At 36.3% G+C, this 18223-nt stretch carries 16 protein-coding genes; 1 reads left to right on the top strand and 15 read right to left on the bottom strand.

Features of this window, described 5'->3' with window-relative positions; all coding sequences use genetic code 11:
* Positions 1 to 5: 5 nt before the first annotated feature.
* The 9 genes from C7D97_RS06720 to C7D97_RS06760 all read right to left on the bottom strand — a co-directional run bounded on the left by C7D97_RS06720 (position 6) and on the right by C7D97_RS06760 (position 9765).
* Positions 6 to 1007 (bottom strand): ABC transporter permease, encoded by a 1002-nt coding sequence (locus tag C7D97_RS06720; RefSeq protein WP_240308894.1) that lies wholly within the window; start codon positions 1005 to 1007, stop codon positions 6 to 8.
* 11 nt (positions 1008 to 1018) lie between these two features.
* Complete coding sequence (locus tag C7D97_RS06725; RefSeq protein WP_105301307.1) at positions 1019 to 1660, bottom strand: hypothetical protein; 642 nt, start codon at positions 1658 to 1660, stop codon at positions 1019 to 1021.
* On the bottom strand, positions 1660 to 2751 hold the full coding sequence (locus C7D97_RS06730) for an ABC transporter ATP-binding protein (protein ID WP_105301308.1): 1092 nt from the start codon (positions 2749 to 2751) through the stop codon (positions 1660 to 1662). The genes C7D97_RS06725 and C7D97_RS06730 overlap by 1 nt, the downstream gene beginning before the upstream one ends.
* A gap of 184 nt (positions 2752 to 2935) precedes the next feature.
* A complete protein-coding gene (locus tag C7D97_RS06735) occupies positions 2936 to 3880 on the bottom strand; it encodes a type I phosphomannose isomerase catalytic subunit (RefSeq protein ID WP_105301309.1) in 945 nt (314 codons plus the stop codon).
* Positions 3881 to 4190: 310 nt separating this feature from the next.
* Positions 4191 to 5519, bottom strand: coding sequence for a C1 family peptidase (locus C7D97_RS06740; RefSeq protein ID WP_105301310.1), 1329 nt, complete (start codon positions 5517 to 5519; stop codon positions 4191 to 4193).
* A 56-nt stretch (positions 5520 to 5575) separates the two neighbouring features.
* Positions 5576 to 6442 (bottom strand): D-alanyl-D-alanine carboxypeptidase family protein, encoded by an 867-nt coding sequence (locus C7D97_RS06745; protein ID WP_105301311.1) that lies wholly within the window; start codon positions 6440 to 6442, stop codon positions 5576 to 5578.
* Positions 6443 to 6551: 109 nt separating this feature from the next.
* Positions 6552 to 6950, bottom strand: a complete 399-nt coding sequence (locus C7D97_RS06750) for an FMN-binding protein (protein ID WP_105301312.1) — start codon at positions 6948 to 6950, stop codon at positions 6552 to 6554.
* A gap of 146 nt (positions 6951 to 7096) precedes the next feature.
* The gene (radA, locus tag C7D97_RS06755) at positions 7097 to 8467 is read right to left on the bottom strand and encodes a DNA repair protein RadA (protein WP_105301313.1); all 1371 of its coding nucleotides are present in this window, start codon (positions 8465 to 8467) and stop codon (positions 7097 to 7099) included.
* Positions 8467 to 9765, bottom strand: a complete 1299-nt coding sequence (locus tag C7D97_RS06760) for a glutamate--cysteine ligase (protein ID WP_105301314.1) — start codon at positions 9763 to 9765, stop codon at positions 8467 to 8469. The genes radA and C7D97_RS06760 overlap by 1 nt, the downstream gene beginning before the upstream one ends.
* A 75-nt stretch (positions 9766 to 9840) precedes the next feature.
* On the opposite strand from C7D97_RS06760, the gene C7D97_RS06765 reads away from it, so the two are divergent.
* Positions 9841 to 10290 carry a methylated-DNA--[protein]-cysteine S-methyltransferase gene (locus tag C7D97_RS06765; protein ID WP_105301865.1) on the top strand — a complete coding sequence of 150 codons (450 nt, stop codon included), beginning with the start codon at positions 9841 to 9843 and terminating at the stop codon, positions 10288 to 10290.
* 40 nt (positions 10291 to 10330) lie between these two features.
* Here the strand turns inward: C7D97_RS06765 and C7D97_RS06770 are convergent, their stop codons facing one another.
* The 6 genes from C7D97_RS06770 to C7D97_RS06795 form a co-directional block, all read right to left on the bottom strand.
* Complete coding sequence (locus C7D97_RS06770; RefSeq protein ID WP_105301315.1) at positions 10331 to 11416, bottom strand: ABC transporter ATP-binding protein; 1086 nt, start codon at positions 11414 to 11416, stop codon at positions 10331 to 10333.
* A 9-nt stretch (positions 11417 to 11425) separates the two neighbouring features.
* A complete protein-coding gene (locus C7D97_RS06775) occupies positions 11426 to 12319 on the bottom strand; it encodes a sugar ABC transporter permease (protein WP_105301316.1) in 894 nt (297 codons plus the stop codon).
* A gap of 1 nt (position 12320) precedes the next feature.
* Positions 12321 to 14351 carry a carbohydrate ABC transporter permease gene (locus C7D97_RS06780; RefSeq protein WP_105301317.1) on the bottom strand — a complete coding sequence of 677 codons (2031 nt, stop codon included), beginning with the start codon at positions 14349 to 14351 and terminating at the stop codon, positions 12321 to 12323.
* A gap of 3 nt (positions 14352 to 14354) precedes the next feature.
* Entirely contained in the window at positions 14355 to 14771 is a 417-nt protein-coding gene (locus C7D97_RS06785) for a hypothetical protein (protein ID WP_105301866.1), read from the bottom strand.
* 99 nt (positions 14772 to 14870) lie between these two features.
* Positions 14871 to 16196, bottom strand: coding sequence for a sugar ABC transporter substrate-binding protein (locus tag C7D97_RS06790; protein WP_105301318.1), 1326 nt, complete (start codon positions 16194 to 16196; stop codon positions 14871 to 14873).
* Positions 16197 to 16740: 544 nt separating this feature from the next.
* Entirely contained in the window at positions 16741 to 18066 is a 1326-nt protein-coding gene (locus tag C7D97_RS06795) for a sugar ABC transporter substrate-binding protein (RefSeq protein WP_105301319.1), read from the bottom strand.
* Positions 18067 to 18223 lie beyond the last annotated feature (157 nt).

The raw sequence follows: 18223 nt of genomic DNA on the forward strand, positions 1-18223 counted from the left end.
TCCTCCTAGAAAAGTGATCTTTGTGGATCGTATTTTTTGACAATCTTATTGGCACCGATGATTAGGACTGCTCCAACTGCTGATTGGAGAAGGGATACGGCTGATGATAGGCCTATGTCTCCGTTTTTCATAAGAGCCCTAAATACATAAGTATCGATTACATTTGTCACTGAATACAAAGGTCCTGAATCTCTTGGTACTTGGTAGAACAAACCGAAATCTGCCCTAAATATATTAGCAAGACTCATTATAAATAAAACAGTTACAACAGGTTTTAGCATTGGTATGGTGATGTATTTTATCTGCTCCCACTTGCTTGCCCCATCCATTACAGCTGCCTCGTAATAGGTCTTATCTATTCCTGATAGGGCCGATAGATAAACTACAGTGTTATAACCTAGGCCCTTCCAAGCATTAATGATTACCAAAAATACAGGCCACCAAGTCTTGGTTGTGTACCAATTCTTACTTCTTCCACCGAATTTCATAATAAGTGCATTTATCAAGCCCTTATCTGGTGATAGAAAGGCAAATACCGCATAAGAAATTACAACCCAAGACAAGAAATATGGCAGAAAGAGCGAAGTTTGATAGAACTTCGCAGCTTTCCTGTTTAAAAGCTCATGTAGGGCTATGGCGGTAAACATAGCAAGAACTATATTCACAACTATAAAGCAGGCATTGTACAAGATCGTATTTCTTATGATAGTCCAAGCGTCATTACTTTGAAAGAAGAATTTGAAGTTATCAAATCCAATCCATTCGCTATGAAAGAGATTATAGAAGAAATTCTTAGAAAAGACCTTGTAGTCCTTAAAGGGAATGATCACCCCAAACATAGGCAAATAGCTCATTATAGCAAACCAGATAAAGCCTGGCAGGCAAAAGGCCATAAGAGGTAGATTTTTCTTAAATCTTTGGCTAAATGGTTTTTTGGCTTTTTTCTTTCTTCTTTTTAATTCCTTTTGGTCAATTACTTTTACTTGACCCTGATTTTTATTTTCCATTTTAACCTTCCTTATAAGTTCTTGACTTTAGTCTCATTTATGAAAGTTCCCAAAAATCCCATTATAATTACAAAGACATAAGTCCAAAGGATATTTGTAATAAGTAAACTTTCTATAACTTCCCAGACAAAGCCGATAATAATTGCATATATTGGGAATCTAAATGTTAGTAAGCTTGAATTCTTGATAGTCTTTATAAATCCAATTTCTTCTCTAAAAGCCCTTTGTAATATTGTATAGAAAATTATATTTCTAAATATTAAGCTTAAAAATATCCTAAATACAAAGAGGATTAACGCATCACTTTCTAAAATTCTTAAGGCATCAGAGAAATAAAAGTAGAGACTAAATATCAAAGCATAAGTCAAATACTTTTTGATGAAACTTTCTCCAAAAACATCTTTAAAATAAGGCCTATAATAGGACTTGTAATCAACAAAAACTGACTTTACAGCTACAAACTCCCTTTCCAAAGCAATGGCCAAAAGACCAATTAAGGGAGTAAACAATAAAATATATCTTATTAGACTTCCCTCGATTAGGAGATTTACCAAAATTAAGGGTAAAATTATCAAGCTTGTATATACTATAGACAAAAGAACGAAGAGTATAAGCTCCCCGACCTTGCCCAAAGATTTTGATAGAGCTTGCATTATACAATTCTCATTGATGTATCTTTATCGAATAAATGGATTTCATCTAAGTTGATATCTAGATTTATATCGTCGTCTTTATCGATTCCTTTAAATTTACCTTGGACCTTTACTGCTATCTGACTTGCAGCTTCTTCCGCTCTAGCATAAAGAATCGATTCATCACCAAGCATTTCTATATTTTCTATCCTTGCCTTGATTGATCTTGCGCTTTCGCCTTCAGTATTCACAGAAAAAGACTCTGGTCTTATACCAACAATTATTTCCTTTCCTTCGTATGCTTTTAAAGCTTCTTTTTGTTCATCAGTTACTGGAATATCGTCATTACCAACTTGAATCTTGGAATTTATTACCTTACCATTGAAAAAGTTCATTGGAGGAGATCCAATAAAGTTTGCTACGAAAATATTAGCTGGAGTATCGTAGATTTCTTCCGGAGTTCCAACTTGTTGCATGTAGCCATCTTTCATTACTACAATCCTTGAAGCCATTGACATAGCCTCAGTCTGATCATGGGTTACGTAGATAGTTGTAGTATCAAGCTGGTCATGGATTTTGGATATTTCTGTTCTCATCTGAACCCTAAGCTTAGCATCTAAGTTAGATAGAGGCTCATCCATAAGGAAGATATCAGCTTCCCTTACTATAGCACGTCCTAGGGCAACTCTTTGTCTTTGACCTCCGGATAAGGCTGCTGGTTTTCTATCCAAAAGATTAGTCAACTCGAGCATTTCTGCTGCTCTTTCTACTTTTTTCTTAATCTCATTCTTATCTACCTTTTGAAGCTTAAGACCAAAGGCCATGTTATCAAAAACTGTCATGTGTGGATAGAGGGCGTAGTTTTGAAATACCATGGCGATATTTCTATTCTTAGGGCTAACCTCATTCATAAGCTCGCCGTCGATGTATAAATTCCCCTCAGATATTTCCTCAAGACCTGCTATCATTCTAAGTGTTGTAGACTTTCCACAACCAGATGGTCCGACAAAAACAATAAATTCTTTATCTTCAATTTCTAAATTGAAATCAAATACTGCTTGAACTCCATTAGGATAAATTTTATCTATGTGCTCTAATTTTAAATTTGCCATTATTACTCCTTACATATGATTTATGAAAAGGATTTACTATTATGTAAATTCGCTTATCGCTAATATTATTTTATAATATTTGCATAAAAAAAGCAAGGAAATAGGTAAATAAACACATTTTCAGTATATTTATCCACTCCTTGCACCTTTTGAAAATATTTTCATTTTATGTCATGCAAATGTTTTATTCGCTTACTGTTGAGGCTTCTACAAGACTTAAATCTCCCTTAAAGTCAAATTTCTTCACATCATTTGTTAGGATAAAAAAGTCTCCCTTCTCGATCTCATAGGACTTATCCTCTATAATAATCTCGCCACTTCCATCAACTACACTATAAAGAAGATAAGGTTTTTCCCTTTCAAATTCACTTATTCCTTCTATCTTATATTCATTAACTTCAAAGTATCTATTACGAGTCAGGATTCTCCCCTTAAGGCCGTCCCTTTCGAATTCTTCGATTTTTTCCTTGTTTTTGTTTATTTTAATAGCCTTTTTGGACTCTTCTAAGTGGAGGTCTCTAAGTTTCCCGTCATCATCTTTTCTATCATAGTCATAGAGCCTGTAGGTTATATCGCTTGCTTGTTGGATTTCTAGGATTAGTGAGCCCTTCTTTATGGCATGGACTGTGCCTGCCTCTACGAAAAAGAAATCGCCCTTCCTCGCTGGAACTTCCCTTAAAAGCTCATCCCACTTTCTCTCATCAATGAGTCTTATAGCTTCCTTTTTATCATCTACCTTAAGGCCGTAGATAATTGAGGCAGGCTCTTCATTTAGGATGTACCAACATTCTGTCTTTCCCCTAGAATCTTCAAGCTCTTTTGCCATAACGTCATCTGGGTGAACTTGGATTGATAGGTCAGTATTGGCATCTATAATCTTAACAAGAAGTGGAAAGGTCGCCTCTTTTGGATTTCCGAAAAGGTCTTTGTGCTTTTGGTAGACTTCTTCTAGGCTTTTTCCCTTAAACTCTCCATTAGTGATAACAGAGCTCATATCTCCCATATCAGAGATAGCCCAGTACTCACCTGTCTTATCTGATGGAATATCGTAAGAATAGATTTCTCTAAGTCTCTTTCCTCCCCAGATTTTCTCTCTGAATTTTCCTTCTAGGAATAAAATTTTCTCCATAAAATCTCCTCTTTCGTTTTCTTTCTCTTATCTTATAATAAATTTTAGGAAAAGTGAAATCTAAGCTCAAAAAAGGACCAAATGCCCTCTCAGACTGTTGAATAAGGTACAAAATCCAAAAGGAAGCGTTCCATTCGGAAGAAATTTCAAGAAATTCAAATCGAAATAAACGCCCGTAAATCGCATTGTTCGGGCCTTAGCGAGTTTGCGATTTACAGTATTATGAGATTTAGAATTCCTAAATTTCTGTAGTTGGATAAGCGTTTTTGGATTTTGTCTACGCTCTGAAAGGAGCGAAAGGCCCTCTTATTTATCTTGCAAGAGATCCCATTGGGTCCCATGGTTTTAGGTGGATTGGGTCTTTGTCCCAGGCTTTTCTCTGATCTTCTGTTAGATATTTCTTATCTACTGCGATTTGATACATATATTCATCAAACCAAGCATTGCTCATTACTAGATAGCCCTTGTTTCCTGCCCTATCTCCCCAAGAGTTTTCTATCTTCCATCTTACTGGTTTTCCGTCTTCGTCTAGGTCAACTCCTGTAAATACCATGGCGTGAGTCATCAAGCTTTCTGAGTAGTCAAGTCTTTCTTCCTTAGTCATCTCAAAGTCTAAGTCGAAGATTTCTTTGATATTAAAGGCCTTGGTATCGAGGATTCCTTCTTCTCTGATGAAGCTTTGGCCTACATCGCAGCCCATCCATACAGGAAAACCGTCTTTAAGTTGCTTGATAGCCGCTTTCTTTAATTCATCTATAGGAAGATTTAGGTATTTAACTTCCTTTCCTTCTACGACATTACCCAGATAATCTACCGTAAAAGTTTCGTTAAATGGCTTATCTTCGGTAGGTGCATTGATTAGAGAAATGTAGTCATCTATATCCATCTTCACATATTTGTCGAAAAACTCCTTAGGAGTAAGGTCTTTCTCCTTTATATAATTATCGTCCTTATCTCTCGCCTCAAAGTCGATTTTCTTTGGAGGAGTTCCTAAAACTACACTTAGGGCCTTGTAAATATGTTCGTTAAAGCCCTCCTTCATAGCTTCTAAGTCTTCTAGGCTCTTTCCTTCTCTGTGGGCATTTCTTAAATCTTTAGCAAAAGATCTTAGCATTTTTGTAAGATATGCATCCATCTCTCTTGTAGCAGATGAGGATTTCACTTCAGGCATGGCATATTTTGGAACAACTCCGTATTTCTTAACCAAATTTACAAACATATCCCATTGTCCCCCATCTCCCAGAGGATCAGCAAGGATGTGTTTCACAAGTCTTCCTTGAAGATCACAGTCTACAGTTTTAATAATAGATTCTAGGAAATAATTGCTCTTTTCTAGCTTATCAAAAAATAGAGGATAGGCTTGGGAAAGCTCGAAAGTTTCGAGATTGTAATCCTTGATAATCCTATATCTCATGGTGTTTAGGGCAGAGAACATCCAGCAACGACCAGATTGCTTTTGGTCTGTTATCTCTCCTTGCTTAAGTTCAATCGAAAAGGAGTGGCGCATGTCCTTGATCACATCAGGATCAATTGCAGCTTCTGTAATTCCATTTCTTGTAACTGCACTTTGGGCAATCACATTTGCCCTGTCAGCATAAAATTTTTCGTCTAAGTCTTTAAATTTATCTTTGTTAATCATTTTTTCACCTCAATATTATTTTACCGAAAAAGATATGAATTGATAGTTATTATTAATTAGATCCTGTCTAGATATTCTAAGGTTTCTCTGATATGGGCATCTGGAAGGTCATCAATATCGGAAAAAGAAACTCCCATTACTACTATTATATATTCCTTGCCATCTTTTTCGGCAAGAGTCGCCCAGCAAAGGCCTGCATCGTCCGTAGTTCCACTCTTTCCTCCGATAATCTCAAAACCATTTTCTTCATAATCCTTAAGGTGAGAAAAAATAGTGCTTTCTATGTAGACTCCATCTGGATGTTCATTTGTCGCTTGCGATAGGTAGTCTCTCTTAGTAAAAATCGCCCTGAAATTACCATCTTCTAGGCCATATTTGATAAGCATAGCACAATCTTTAGCCGACTGAAAGTTTCTCTTATCATCCATACCATCGGCATTGGCGTAGGTAGTATTTTCTAGATTAAGCTCTCCTGCCTTCTCGTTCATAAGGTCTACAAAAGAATCTATGCTTCCTGCCACATTAATCGCAAGGGAATCTGCTGCTTCTGCTCCAGATGCGAGTATTGTCCCATACATAAGGTCTCGGTAGGTCGTTGTTTCATTGGCAAGAAAACCTGCCATAGATGCATTTTCACTTACAGCTCTCATATAGGAATCATAATCGATTGGAGCAAGCTCTCCCAGGTCAGAAACATGGTCGAGGCTTACAAGAAGGGTCATGATTTTGGTAAGAGAAGCCATAGGAAGAGGCTTATTTTCATTTTTTCCGTAGACTTTTTTATCATCTGTAAGATTATATATATAAACAGCCTTGCTTTTAGAATCTTCTATATCAAATTTCGAATTCTTTTTTGAAAAATGTAAGCATCCAATAAGAAAAACTAGACCAAGACCTATCAAAATCCCATATTTTTTCTTCACTTATCTCTCCTTATTCGATTTAATCAGCTTTTAAATATTAGAAAAGCCCCAAAGGCTAATCTTATTTTTAAAGACTAGACTTTAGGACTTGATTTTCTTTGTGCTTATATTATTTTGCAGCTTTGATTGCTTCGTCTACTGCTGTTTTTAGAGCTTCGCTTGATACTGTTGCTCCAGATACGTTATCTACACCTTCAGTTCCGTTGTTCTTTTTGATTTCTTCAACTAATTGTGGAATTGCGTCTGCTCCAATTCCTTCTGTTTCTGTGTGGTCAACTTGGATGTCTTTGATTGTGTCTCCATCCATAGTTACTTTAACTTTGATGTCTCCACCGTAACCTGCTGCTGTAGCTTCACCAACTTTTTCACCTGTTTCAGTTGTTGCAGCTTCTTCTGTAGTTGCTTCCTTAGAAGCATCCTCTGGTTTAGCATCGTTAGCATTGTTTCCACAAGCTGTAAGAGCAAGTGCTAGTGCTGCGATTGCTGCGTATGATTTTATGTTTTTCATATAATTCTCCTTTTATTTTTCCTTTGTCCTCTGATTATACTACACACGTTTTCAATTTGCAAATTCCTAAACTTTCCTAGAATTTTCTTTAAATTTTTAAGATAAATTTATAACATTTTAAAGTTCTATCTTAATTAGCTAAAGGGTTAAGCTTTTACTAGAACTTGGTCAATGACTTGTTTGATATTTGCTAATTGATAAATCTTTAAGTCCTTGAAGTCTTTGCTATCGATTGAGTTTTTGGCTACGAAGGCTTCCTTATAGCCTAATCTTTCAATTTCTTTTAGCCTTTGTTTGATTTGAGGAACCTTCTTAAGCTCTCCTGTAAGTCCTACTTCTGCTATGAAGACGCTCTTGTCAGAAACTGGTACCTTCATCAAGGATGAAGCAATGGATACCATTATAGCTAGATTTACTGAAGGCTCGCTTAGCTTGATGCCTCCAGTTGTCTTTATAATTACATTGTAGTCATAAAGATTTAGGCCTGCTCTTTCTTGAAGAATTGAGATTAAGGTGTTTAGGTCATCTCTTCTTAGGGAATCTCCTATCCTTTGTGGGTAGGGCATGAAGGATTTTGATACTAGAGATTCTATCTCAACTTCTAGTAGCCTAGAGCCTTCTTTTGTTACAGAAATAGCTGATCCTTCTATATCTTCGCTTCTTTCTGTGATAAAATACTCACTAGGATTTGTGATTTCATTTAGACCGTCTTCATCCATAGAAAATAGGCCGATTTCTCCAGTTCTACCGAACCTGTTTTTAGTCGAAGTTAAAATCCTTAGGTCTTCCTCGCTTTCTCCATCAAGGACTAAGACCGTATCTACCAAGTGCTCCAATGTCCTAAGACCTGCCATCTCGCCTTTTTTGGTCATATGGCCTATCATTATAACAGCCCTTTTTCTTTCGCTATCTTTTGCAATGTCAACCGCCTTGTTGGCGACCTCTATAGTTTGGGTTGGGCTTCCTTGTTTGTTATCAAGTTCTGCCAGGCTAAAGGTTTGGATAGAGTCTAGAAAAACTATGTCGGCATCCACATTTTTTATTTCCTTTATAGCAAGGTCCATTGAGTTTGTCGAAAGAATCCAGATATTTTCAGAAAGGTCAGACATAATCCTGTCTGCACGTGACTTGATTTGGCTCTCGCTCTCTTCTCCTGAAATATATATTACCTTAAGGCCCTTATCTGCGTAGGACTTTGAAAGTTGAAGGAGGAGGGTGGATTTTCCTGCGCCTGGTCTTGCTGTAAGAATCGAAACTGAATCTCTCACAAGCCCTCCTCCCACAGCCCTATCAAACTCGCTATAGGTTGATTTTATCCTTTCAGACTCATCTATAGCGATCGACTTAAGCTTTTTGGCATTTTTATCTTCTACTACTATGTTTTGCTTAGTAGCTTTTTTATCAACAATAACCTCATGCATGCTCCCCCACTTACCGCATTCTGGGCATTGACCAGCCCAAACTCCTTGGGTATGGCCGCAGGATGCACATTCATAGGCTTTTTTTGCTTTCGCCATTACATCTTCCTTAGAGATTCATTGGCAGAAAAGAATCTTATGGCTTCTGTCGGATCTTTCTTGTATAGGCTTTCATAGATATCTCTAGGGCTCTTTTCTTCTTCAAGGATTTCCCTTAAAGGATTTAGATAATGAGCCTCATCCTCTAGAGATCTTTCTGCCATATCTACAAATTCTAAGGCCCATTTATAGATTTCCTTATCCTTGTAGGTCGCATGAAGGCCGTATCTTTCAGTCCTACTTCTAAGATTTGTAAGTGACCTATAATCCATATCGGCAAAAATCTCATAGAGTCTATCAAGATTTTCTTCATCATAGAAGAGTCCCTTGATTAAGGCTAAAGCTGCAAAGTTATATGGATAAGGCACTTCATCTGGCATCCTAATTTCTATATATTTCTTAGCTCTTACATCTGGAAATACGATAGATAGGGCATGGAAAATCATCTCATCGCTTGAGTCTTTATCCATCACTTCTGAAAACTTAAGCCTTCCCTTGTAATGATCTTCCCCATCTTCATGGACGAATATTATGTCTGTATTTAGGATTTGTTCTGCATATTTTTCATAAGAGAAGTCATCATCAAAGGCAAATGGATAGACTCCAGTTCTTTGCCTATCACAATTATCCCAAATCATCTGACGGAGATTTCTCTTATCGTAAACTTCTCCTTCGAAAATATAGGCATTATCGAAGATCGAATAGAGGAAAGGAGAAAGGGCGCTTGCCACAAAGTATTTTTTCCTGAAATCTTCTTCATTTGCGTAGTCTATGGCGCATTGAAGGCTTGCCGTTCCCTTCATCATATTGTGGGCGTAGGCTCCCCCATTAATTCTAAAATATTCGTACATATAGTCATATCTTTTCTTTGGGATGATTTTGATATCTTCTATCTTGCTTTTTGGATGATAGCCAACACTCGCTAAAACTTGCCCTTTCTTTTCAAAAACTGGGACAAGCTCTCCCATAGCTTTTTTATAATCCTCGTATAAGTCATCAATATTTTTACGAGACTTAAGAGCGATTTCAAATTGGCTGGCTGGCTCTACAGAAATATCAAAGCCTTCCTTGCTCAAGCCCAAAATCTTTCCATCTTCTTCATGTTTTTCGTAGGAATCTTTAGAGATCTCCTCCATTGACTCTTCTATACCATCTTCTCCATAATAAGACACAGTCTCAAGGCTTGTGCCATCAACTACAAAATGTTCTGACTCAAAGCCTATAGCAAAGTCCTTTGGATCTTTTTCTCCACTTTTTATATAATTAACGATTTTTTGTATTTTTTCTTTATAATTCATATTAAACCTTCTTCATTTAGCTTTCTATCATTATACGCCTCTAGCTACTTTATCCCAAAGACATATAATTATCTTATGAAATACGCATTTTACAAAAGTAGGATTGGGATTTTGAAATTCTCCTACGATAAAAAAATCGAATCTATAAGTTTAGTGGAAAAAGCGAATAATTTATCCGAAAGGACACCAGCTACTGATAAGGTATTTGGACAAATCGAGGAATACCTTAGGGGAGAGAGGAAGGAATTTACAATTTATGATCTCCTAGAGATTATGGGGACTGACTTTCAAAAAGAAGTAATAAAAGAGCTTAGAAACATACCCTACGGAGAAAAAACGACCTACAAGAAAGTCGCAGAGAATATAAATAGAAAAAAGGCGACAAGAGCTGTAGCTAATGCAATAGGAAAAAATCCCTTCTTTATAATTTATCCCTGCCATAGGGTACAAAGGTCTGACGGTAAGCTTGGAGGCTTTGCCTATGGAGTAGAAGTAAAAAGATTTCTCCTAAAGCTTGAAAGTTAGACAAGGAAAAAACCCTCAGTCCGAGGGCTCTTTCTTGATTCTAGTTGATTCTTTCTGTTGTCTCACCATCAAAGAAGTGTAGGGCTTCTGGGTCTAGGGTAAAGTCGTGATCTTCTCCTATAGCATAGTCTAAGTATCCAGGTTGGCTTATGGTTAGTCCAGTTCCATCCTTAAGTTTTGTATAAAGGAGTTGCTCCTTACCCAAAGACTCTATAACTTCTATGTTAGCACTTACAGAGTTGTAGTCTCTTTTTTCTGCTATAAATCTTTCAGATCTTATTCCAAGATGAATAACTTTTCCTTCGTAAGTCTTGATTTTATCAAGGTCTTCATCACTAGGTCTTACCTTGATCTCTCCTGAGTCATTTACAAAAAGACCATCTTTGATCTTTCCCTTTATTATATTCATTGTAGGAGAGCCTATAAATCCTGCTACGAAGAGGTTGTTTGGTTTTTGATAGAACTCATTTGGAGCTCCAACTTGTTGGATAACTCCCTTATCTAGGAGGACTATCTTTGTAGCCATAGTCATAGCCTCAGTTTGGTCGTGAGTTACGTAGATACTTGTAGTATCTAATTGATTGTGGATTCTTACAATCTCTACTCTCATGTGCTCACGAAGCTTAGCATCAAGGTTAGATAATGGCTCATCCATGAGGAAGACTTCTGGGTTTCTTGCAATAGCTCTTCCTAGAGCAACCCTTTGCCTTTGACCTCCGGATATGTCAGATGGTCTTGAGTAAAGATAATCTTCTAATTGGAGAATCTTTGCTACATCTTGTATCCTTTGATCGATTACTTCTTTTCTTTCCTTTTTCATATTTAATGAAAAAGCCATATTATCATAAACTGTCATGTGTGGATAGAGGGCATATGATTGGAAAACCATAGCAATGTCCCTATCTTTTGGCTCGACTGTATTCATGATCTTGTCGTTAAAACGTAGGGTTCCTTCTGTAATTGAGTTAAGTCCTGCAATCATCCTAAGAAGAGTTGACTTACCGCAACCAGACGGACCTAATATTACACAAAAATCATTGTCATCTATTTCTAGATTTATATTTCTAATCGTGAAGTTCTCACGACCTTCGTATTTCTTTCCTATATTATCTAAAATTACTTTCATTTTTAACTCCTATCCCTTAACTGCACCTGATGAAAGCCCGCTTACTAATTCATCTTGTAAAGCTAAGAACAATAACATTACAGGAACAGCAGATAAGAATCCTCCTGCAGCAAAGGCTGGCTGATTCATATTTCTAACATCTGATATTAGTGTAAACAGTCCTGTCGCAAGTGTGTACTCTCCTGGATTTGTCAGTAATATTTTTGGCATCATATAATCTAAGAATGGTCCAATAAAACATTGGAGAGCAATTATTGCAAGCATCGGACGGGCAAGTGGCATTATTATTAGTCTATAAACTTGCATATTTGAACAACCGTCAATCTTTGCAGCCTCGTCAAGCTCTGGAGAGATTGTATCAAGATAACCCTTTAGGATAAAGGTATTTGTAGCGATTGCTCCACCTGAATATATGAGAACTAGCATGGCCGATCTTGAAAATACTGGAATGATTCCACTTACTATGGAGTGAATCGCATAGTAGGCAGTAATACCTGCGAAGGCCGGAATTATCTGAACTAACATTATTGTTATAAGACTTGCTCTTTTTCCCTTAAATCTAAATCTTGAGTAGGCATAACCTGTAAAAGATACGAAGATTAGGGTAAGCAATGTTGTCGCTATTGCTATCTTTAGGGTGTTTAGTACCCATTTTAGAAACTGGGTTTCCTTAAACAAATATCTGAAGTTATCAAGGGAGAAGACGTAGTCTCCTGACATTGATATATATTGACCTTGGTTTCCATTAAAGGATGATATAACCATTATTGCCAATGGAACTAAGATGAAAGCTGCCCAGATTAACAAGATTATATAGGTAATTGTTAGTAGGGTCTTTCCGCCAGCAGATAAGGGTTGAAGATCTGATAGATATAAATCACTATTTTTCTTTTTCTTAAACATATTAATACTCCTTAAAAGCTGAAGAGTTCTTATATCCAAAGTATGAAATAACTATTAGAATTATGGATATAAATACTGTTATCGCAGCACCTATAGCTTGATACTGACTCTCCATCGTTAGCTTGTAGATGTAGGAGATCAAAATATCTGAAGATCCCGCAAGGTTACCATAAACTTCTGGGTTGAATGGTCCACCTTGGTTGTACAAGTAAATGATTGAGAAGTTGTTAAAGTTAAAGGTGTATTGGTTAATAAGCATTGGAGCTATTTGGAAAAGAACTAAAGGAATTGTAATCTTAAAGGTTCTTTGAATTCCTGTTGCTCCGTCAATACTTGCCGCTTCATATAAGTCTTTTGGTATAGCTTGGAGTACTCCTGTAGTAAGTAAGAAGATATAAGAATGTCCTAGCCATCCTTGAAGCAAGATTAGGGTAGCCCTGGTCTGGAAGGTGTTGTTTTTTATATCCAAACTTATGTTAAACAAAGAGTTTAGTGCTTCTGCTATTACCCCACCACGACTTGTCATTATTGAAAAGAACATGATTGTGATAAAGGCAGGTATAGCCCAAGGCAAAAGATAAACCGTTCTAAAGAACTTCTTTCCCTTAATTCTCTCATTGTTTACTAGTAAAGCAAATATAAAGCCTAATACAATTGCAAGTGTTGATGCAAGCAAGGTCCAAACCACAGTCCATCCGAAGATGTGCCAGAAGGCTTGTCCTGCAATACCTTGACCCTTGGCTATGGTCAAGTAGTTGTTTAGGCCAACCCAAGTGAACTTGTTTTGATTTTGTGGATCCATATTAGTAAAGGAAATCATTATAGCTGTAAGTATTGGAACTATTACTATAAATACAATTACTATTAGAGCTGGTGCTGTAATTAAAAATGGGAATCCATCAGTCCTTAACATCTTCTTAGTCTCAAAGAAGTTGTTAGGTCTGATACCCTTCATTTCATTTTTCTCAGTTGTCCTAACATCCTTAAAGGATAGGATGTAGATTAGGGCAGCAATTGCTACAAAAACTATAGATAAGATACCTTCAATCATAAAGAGTATTGATCTATCAAGTCTCTTTCCGCCTTGGGCAAGAGAGATAAGTCCTGCTATACCCTCACCTTGGTAGTTTCCAAAACCTAGGGCGTAAGGTATTGCTATTAGATAGATAAATAAAGTGCCTAGTAAAAATAATAAGCCCTTTTGCCATTGGCCATTTAGGATTTGGCCAAGACCTGGGATTGGGAAGGTAAGTATTGATCTGTAAGCAGAAGTCTTTTCCACCTCTACTGGGGTTCTCCTCCTAGCTTCAGCCTCATCTGCCTCGAGGATTTTCATCTCCTTCTTGTAGTCTTTGTCTATCTTGTATTTGATTGATTCTATTTCTTCTTTAAGAGAAACTTCTGGATTTCTATAATCAAGCCTCTTGTTTTGGTCTTTGAACTTTTGTTTGAGCTGTTCTTTCTCACTCTTGAAGGCCTTCTTTGAAATTCTTCCCTCTTTAAAAGAATCCTCTAAGCTCTTATTATCCGATTCGAATTTTTCTTTAAGAACAATTCTATCTTCTTCGATTAGCTTTTTGGCTCTTTCTACTTCTTCGCTAGTCAATTTCTCTAGCTTATTGCTAGCTCTTTCTAGTTGACTTTTAAGAAGCAAATCATGTTCAATAATCTTTGGTATTTGCTCATATTCTAACTTACATAACTTATAATCAAGCTCGCTATCGTAGGATAGGTCCTTGTTTTTCTCATAAAAGTCCAGACAGAAATTTGCCATAAACTTTCTATAATACAAGTCCCTCAAGTATTTCTGGTCGAGTTTGTAATTTGGATCTTTTTTGGCAGCTTCATCAGCCTGAGCCAAAAGTTTTTTCTTTTCTTCTTCGTATTTTTTTAGCTTTTGATTATAAGGATGGTTTTTGGCGTCTACTTTACTTCCGCCATTTTCTTCTGCCTTAATAGAGTCTATTATATACTCGTTCTTTCTAGGACGAATCTCACCAATATCATCTATAAGGTTTCTTTCGTATGTCATCGCCTACACCCTTTCTTCCCTTCCTATAATAAATAATAAAATAAAATTTAAAATAATGACTATATAATAAAATATAGATCCGATTCTAAATTGTAAAATCAACTGAACGATTTCTATTAGGGTCATTCCTCCAAAAAATAACTTATAAGAGAAATTGACTCCGTACTTTTTTACTGTAAAAAATGTATAAAGGGAAATTACTACAGGACTTAAGACTCTGATAAATAAATTAAAAACAACAGAATTGATATATTCATCAAAACCAAGACCTGGATTATTTTTGAGAATTTCTCTATAAACTTCGATATCTTTAGCCATCATCAAGGCTTCTATAGAAGAAGCTAAGATAATTAAGGCTGATACTATTAAAATCTTTAAGAGAAATTTCTCTCTTTTTTTCTCTAATTCTTCTCTTTTCATAATAGTGAAAGAAAGGCCTAGGCCAAGAAAACCTATATTGATCATTAAAATTAAATCAGGTTTCTCTTAGCTTTCTTGGCCTTTCTCTTATCCTATTAACTATTTGCTAAAGTTTGCCATCATTGAGTCGAATGAAGCCTTTAGTTGGTTGTAAGCTTCTTCTTCGTTAGCTGGTTTAACTGAGTTCCAAGAAAGAATTGCATTCTTGTAAGTATCCCAAACGTCTCCCCATTCCTTAAATAATGGTCTTGCTGGAGCAGTCTCGTAAGATTTGATTGTAGCTTCGATGATTGCCTTATCAGAATCAGGTAAGTCTGATGCTTGGTAATCTTCGTTCTTTACATTTTCAAGAATCTTTCCTGTAGACTTGTATAAATCTATTGCAAATTCAGGATTTACAACTTGTTTAATCATTTCGTTAGCTATTGCTTTCTTGTTAGCATCTTCTTCGATTCTAGCATTTATAGCAAGTCCCCAACCACCTTGCCAGTGATTTAGAGCTTTTCCAGCTATAGTAATGTTGTCAATTGGATAAACTTCAAGGTTTCCTTCACCTGCTTGTTCAGAAATTGGAGCAGCATCCCATGCACCACCAATTCTAGCAACTCCGCCTTTGCCTTCTTTGAAGGTATCGTCTATATATCCCCAACCTGCATCTGGGTCGAATAGTTGTGTGCCAGCATCGTTGTGTTTCTTCCAATATTCAAACAAAGCTTTAATTGTAGCTTGTTTTTCAGGCTCAAGGTCTTTCCAATCTTTAGTTAAGTCTGAGTATAAGTTTCCTTCCTCATCTTTACCTAGAAGCTCGATATTTGATGAGTTTGTTGCAGCAACTCCGTACCAAGCATCAAAGATTGGAAGAAGAACTGTTGACTCATCTGCTACGTCATTAAGCTCGATTGGTTTAGATAGGTCAACTCCCTTTTCTTCAGCATTTTTCTTGTTTACGTAATTAATAAGAGTTTCGATATTATATGGGAAAGCAAAGTATTCACCATCTATATTGAAGTTTCCACCGATTCCCTTATCGAAGTCATCCCAGCCACCGATTTCATCAGCAAGAGTCTTAGAGTCGATTGCTCCAAGGATGTCGTTGTTTACAAGTCCAACAAGTCTATCTGCTGGTATTGCAAAAAGGTCAGCAACATCTTCGTTGTTGGCATCTGTTTGATCTAGGATATCCAAGTGGTCGAAAGCTCCTACTTCTTTAAGTTCGATTTCTGCATTAGGATATTTTTCCTTAACCCTCTCAGCTGCTTTCTCATAATGATCCATCCATTCTTTTTCAACTTGAACGGAAATCTTGCCTGAAACATCACCTGGATCACTAGGAGCTTCTTCACCTTTATCCGCTCCCTTACCGCCACATGCAGCAAGTACTACTGATAGCGATAAAGCCATCAACATCTTTAATTTATTTTTCATAAAATCCTCCCTTATTTTCACCTTTAGTGAAAACGTTATTTGATTCTGTATATACATTATACATTACTTTGAAAATAAATGGAAGTAGTCAGATATTATCTTTCTAAGTTATTGTTAATTTTTATACAGTTTTTGAGTATTGAATTTCTAGCTTTTAATAGAAATAGTTTAGCTCTTATTAGTAAATTCAGATGCCAGATTTATAAAGTTATCAGGTATAAATATAGAAATATTGAGTATAAAGCTTGATTTCATCTCATTATTTAGGAGAAAATATATAAGAAACAAATTTTTAATATTGAAATAAAGAATGCTATAAATAGACTTTACAAGATAAAGATCATCTAAAAATAATACAAATATGCAAGTTTTATAAATTCTTAAAATCAAAAAAGGAAAAGGAATTCCAAGGAAAATTTAGATTATTTTTTGTGTGAATTTTCACATAAGCTCTGTCAATGTATTTAACTTAAAAAAACTCCCAAGGCCATAATGAAATAGACCTTGAGAGTATTATTACAATCTTACTTTTAAGATTTAACTATTAGTTAAAATTTGCCATCATAGATTCAAATGAAGCTTTTAGAGCCTTGTAAGCATCTTCTTCATTTTGTGGATTTACTGAGTTCCAAGAAAGAACTGCATTTGAGTAGGTATCCCAAACATCTCCCCACTCTTTAAACAGTGGTCTTGATGGAGCCTTCTTGTATGAGTCAATAGTAGCCTTAATTATATCCTTGTCGATTTGATCAAGATTTGAATTTTGATATTCTTCTGCTGATACATTTTCAAGAATTTTTCCTGAATACTTGTATAGGTCTTCAGCGTATTCTGGATTAATTAACTCCTTGATCATAGCTTCAGCTAGGGCTTTCTTCTCCGCATCTTCTTCTAGTCTAGCGTTTATAGCAAGTCCCCAACCACTTTGCCAGTGGGCTAGTGCCTTTCCAGCTAGGGTAAGTTTTTCCATAGGATAAATCGCAAGGTTTCCAACTCCAGCTTGTTTTAATATGGCTTGTGCATCCCAAGCTCCGCCAAGTCTTGCTACTCCACCATTTCCTGGCTTAAATGTTTCATCTACATAACCCCAGCCTGCATCCGGGTCGAAGAGTTGAGTGTGAGCCTCATTGTGTTTTTTCCAATATTCATATAGACCCTTGATGGTTGCTTTTTGCGATTCATCAAGCTCATCCCATTCTTTCGTCATATCAGAGAAAAATGCTCCATCCTCATTTTTTCCTAAAAGTTCGATATTTGATGAGTTTGTCGCTGCTACTCCATACCAAGCGTCAAAGGCAGGAAATAGGACAGTTGATTCATCCTTGACATCATTGATCTCTATATCCTTTTCTAAATCAATTCCTTTTTCCTTTGCATTTTGAGTATTCACATAGGTAATTAGAGTTTCGATATTGTAAGGAAAGGCAAAGTATTCCCCATCCACTTTGAACTCTCCGCCCAAGCCACTATCGAAATCATCCCAACCACCAATCTCTCCAGCAAGTTTTTGAGAATCTATGGCTCCTAAAACTTCATTTCCTACAAGACCTGCTAGTCTATCAGCTGGTATACAAAATAGGTCCGCTACGTCTTCATTGTTAGCATCTGTAGAGTCAATTATTTCTATATGCTCCAAACCGCCTATTGTTCTAAGCTCGATTTCGGCATTAGGAAATTCTTTCTTAACTCTTTCCGCCGCAGCCTCATAATGCTTCATCCAATCTTCTTCTAATTGGACAGAAATTTTGATATTTGCTTCCTTGTCCACATCTTTAGCTGACCTGCCCTCTTCTTTATCTGCCTTATTCCCACAAGCTGTAAGAACTAAAGCAGCCGAGAAAGCAAATAACTTTCCAATAATCTTTTTCATTTTCCCTCCCTTTGTTAGATTTTAAATGACAAAATACTTTTCCTAGAAAAGACTGATGTAAATAGATATTTCCAAAAAAATTCATCAAATAAAATCTTTATGATATATTTCTATTATAGAGCATATTAAAGGAAAATGAAAATATTAATGTTCTTAA

The sequence above is a fragment of the Anaerococcus marasmi genome (genome assembly GCF_900290195.1).
GTDB lineage: Bacteria > Bacillota > Clostridia > Tissierellales > Peptoniphilaceae > Anaerococcus > Anaerococcus marasmi.

Coding starts and splice junctions, on each gene's coding strand:
- C7D97_RS06720 (WP_240308894.1), bottom strand. CDS start 1,007: ATGGAAAATAAAAATCAGGGTCAAGTAAAAGTAATTGACCAAAAGGAA.
- C7D97_RS06760 (WP_105301314.1), bottom strand. CDS start 9,765: ATGAATTATAAAGAAAAAATACAAAAAATCGTTAATTATATAAAAAGT.
- C7D97_RS06775 (WP_105301316.1), bottom strand. CDS start 12,319: ATGTTTAAGAAAAAGAAAAATAGTGATTTATATCTATCAGATCTTCAA.
- C7D97_RS06725 (WP_105301307.1), bottom strand. CDS start 1,660: ATGCAAGCTCTATCAAAATCTTTGGGCAAGGTCGGGGAGCTTATACTC.
- C7D97_RS06750 (WP_105301312.1), bottom strand. CDS start 6,950: ATGAAAAACATAAAATCATACGCAGCAATCGCAGCACTAGCACTTGCT.
- C7D97_RS06790 (WP_105301318.1), bottom strand. CDS start 16,196: ATGAAAAATAAATTAAAGATGTTGATGGCTTTATCGCTATCAGTAGTA.
- C7D97_RS06780 (WP_105301317.1), bottom strand. CDS start 14,351: ATGACATACGAAAGAAACCTTATAGATGATATTGGTGAGATTCGTCCT.
- C7D97_RS06770 (WP_105301315.1), bottom strand. CDS start 11,416: ATGAAAGTAATTTTAGATAATATAGGAAAGAAATACGAAGGTCGTGAG.
- C7D97_RS06785 (WP_105301866.1), bottom strand. CDS start 14,771: ATGAAAAGAGAAGAATTAGAGAAAAAAAGAGAGAAATTTCTCTTAAAG.
- C7D97_RS06795 (WP_105301319.1), bottom strand. CDS start 18,066: ATGAAAAAGATTATTGGAAAGTTATTTGCTTTCTCGGCTGCTTTAGTT.
- radA (WP_105301313.1), bottom strand. CDS start 8,467: ATGGCGAAAGCAAAAAAAGCCTATGAATGTGCATCCTGCGGCCATACC.
- C7D97_RS06740 (WP_105301310.1), bottom strand. CDS start 5,519: ATGATTAACAAAGATAAATTTAAAGACTTAGACGAAAAATTTTATGCT.
- C7D97_RS06730 (WP_105301308.1), bottom strand. CDS start 2,751: ATGGCAAATTTAAAATTAGAGCACATAGATAAAATTTATCCTAATGGA.
- C7D97_RS06735 (WP_105301309.1), bottom strand. CDS start 3,880: ATGGAGAAAATTTTATTCCTAGAAGGAAAATTCAGAGAGAAAATCTGG.
- C7D97_RS06765 (WP_105301865.1), top strand. CDS start 9,841: ATGAAATACGCATTTTACAAAAGTAGGATTGGGATTTTGAAATTCTCC.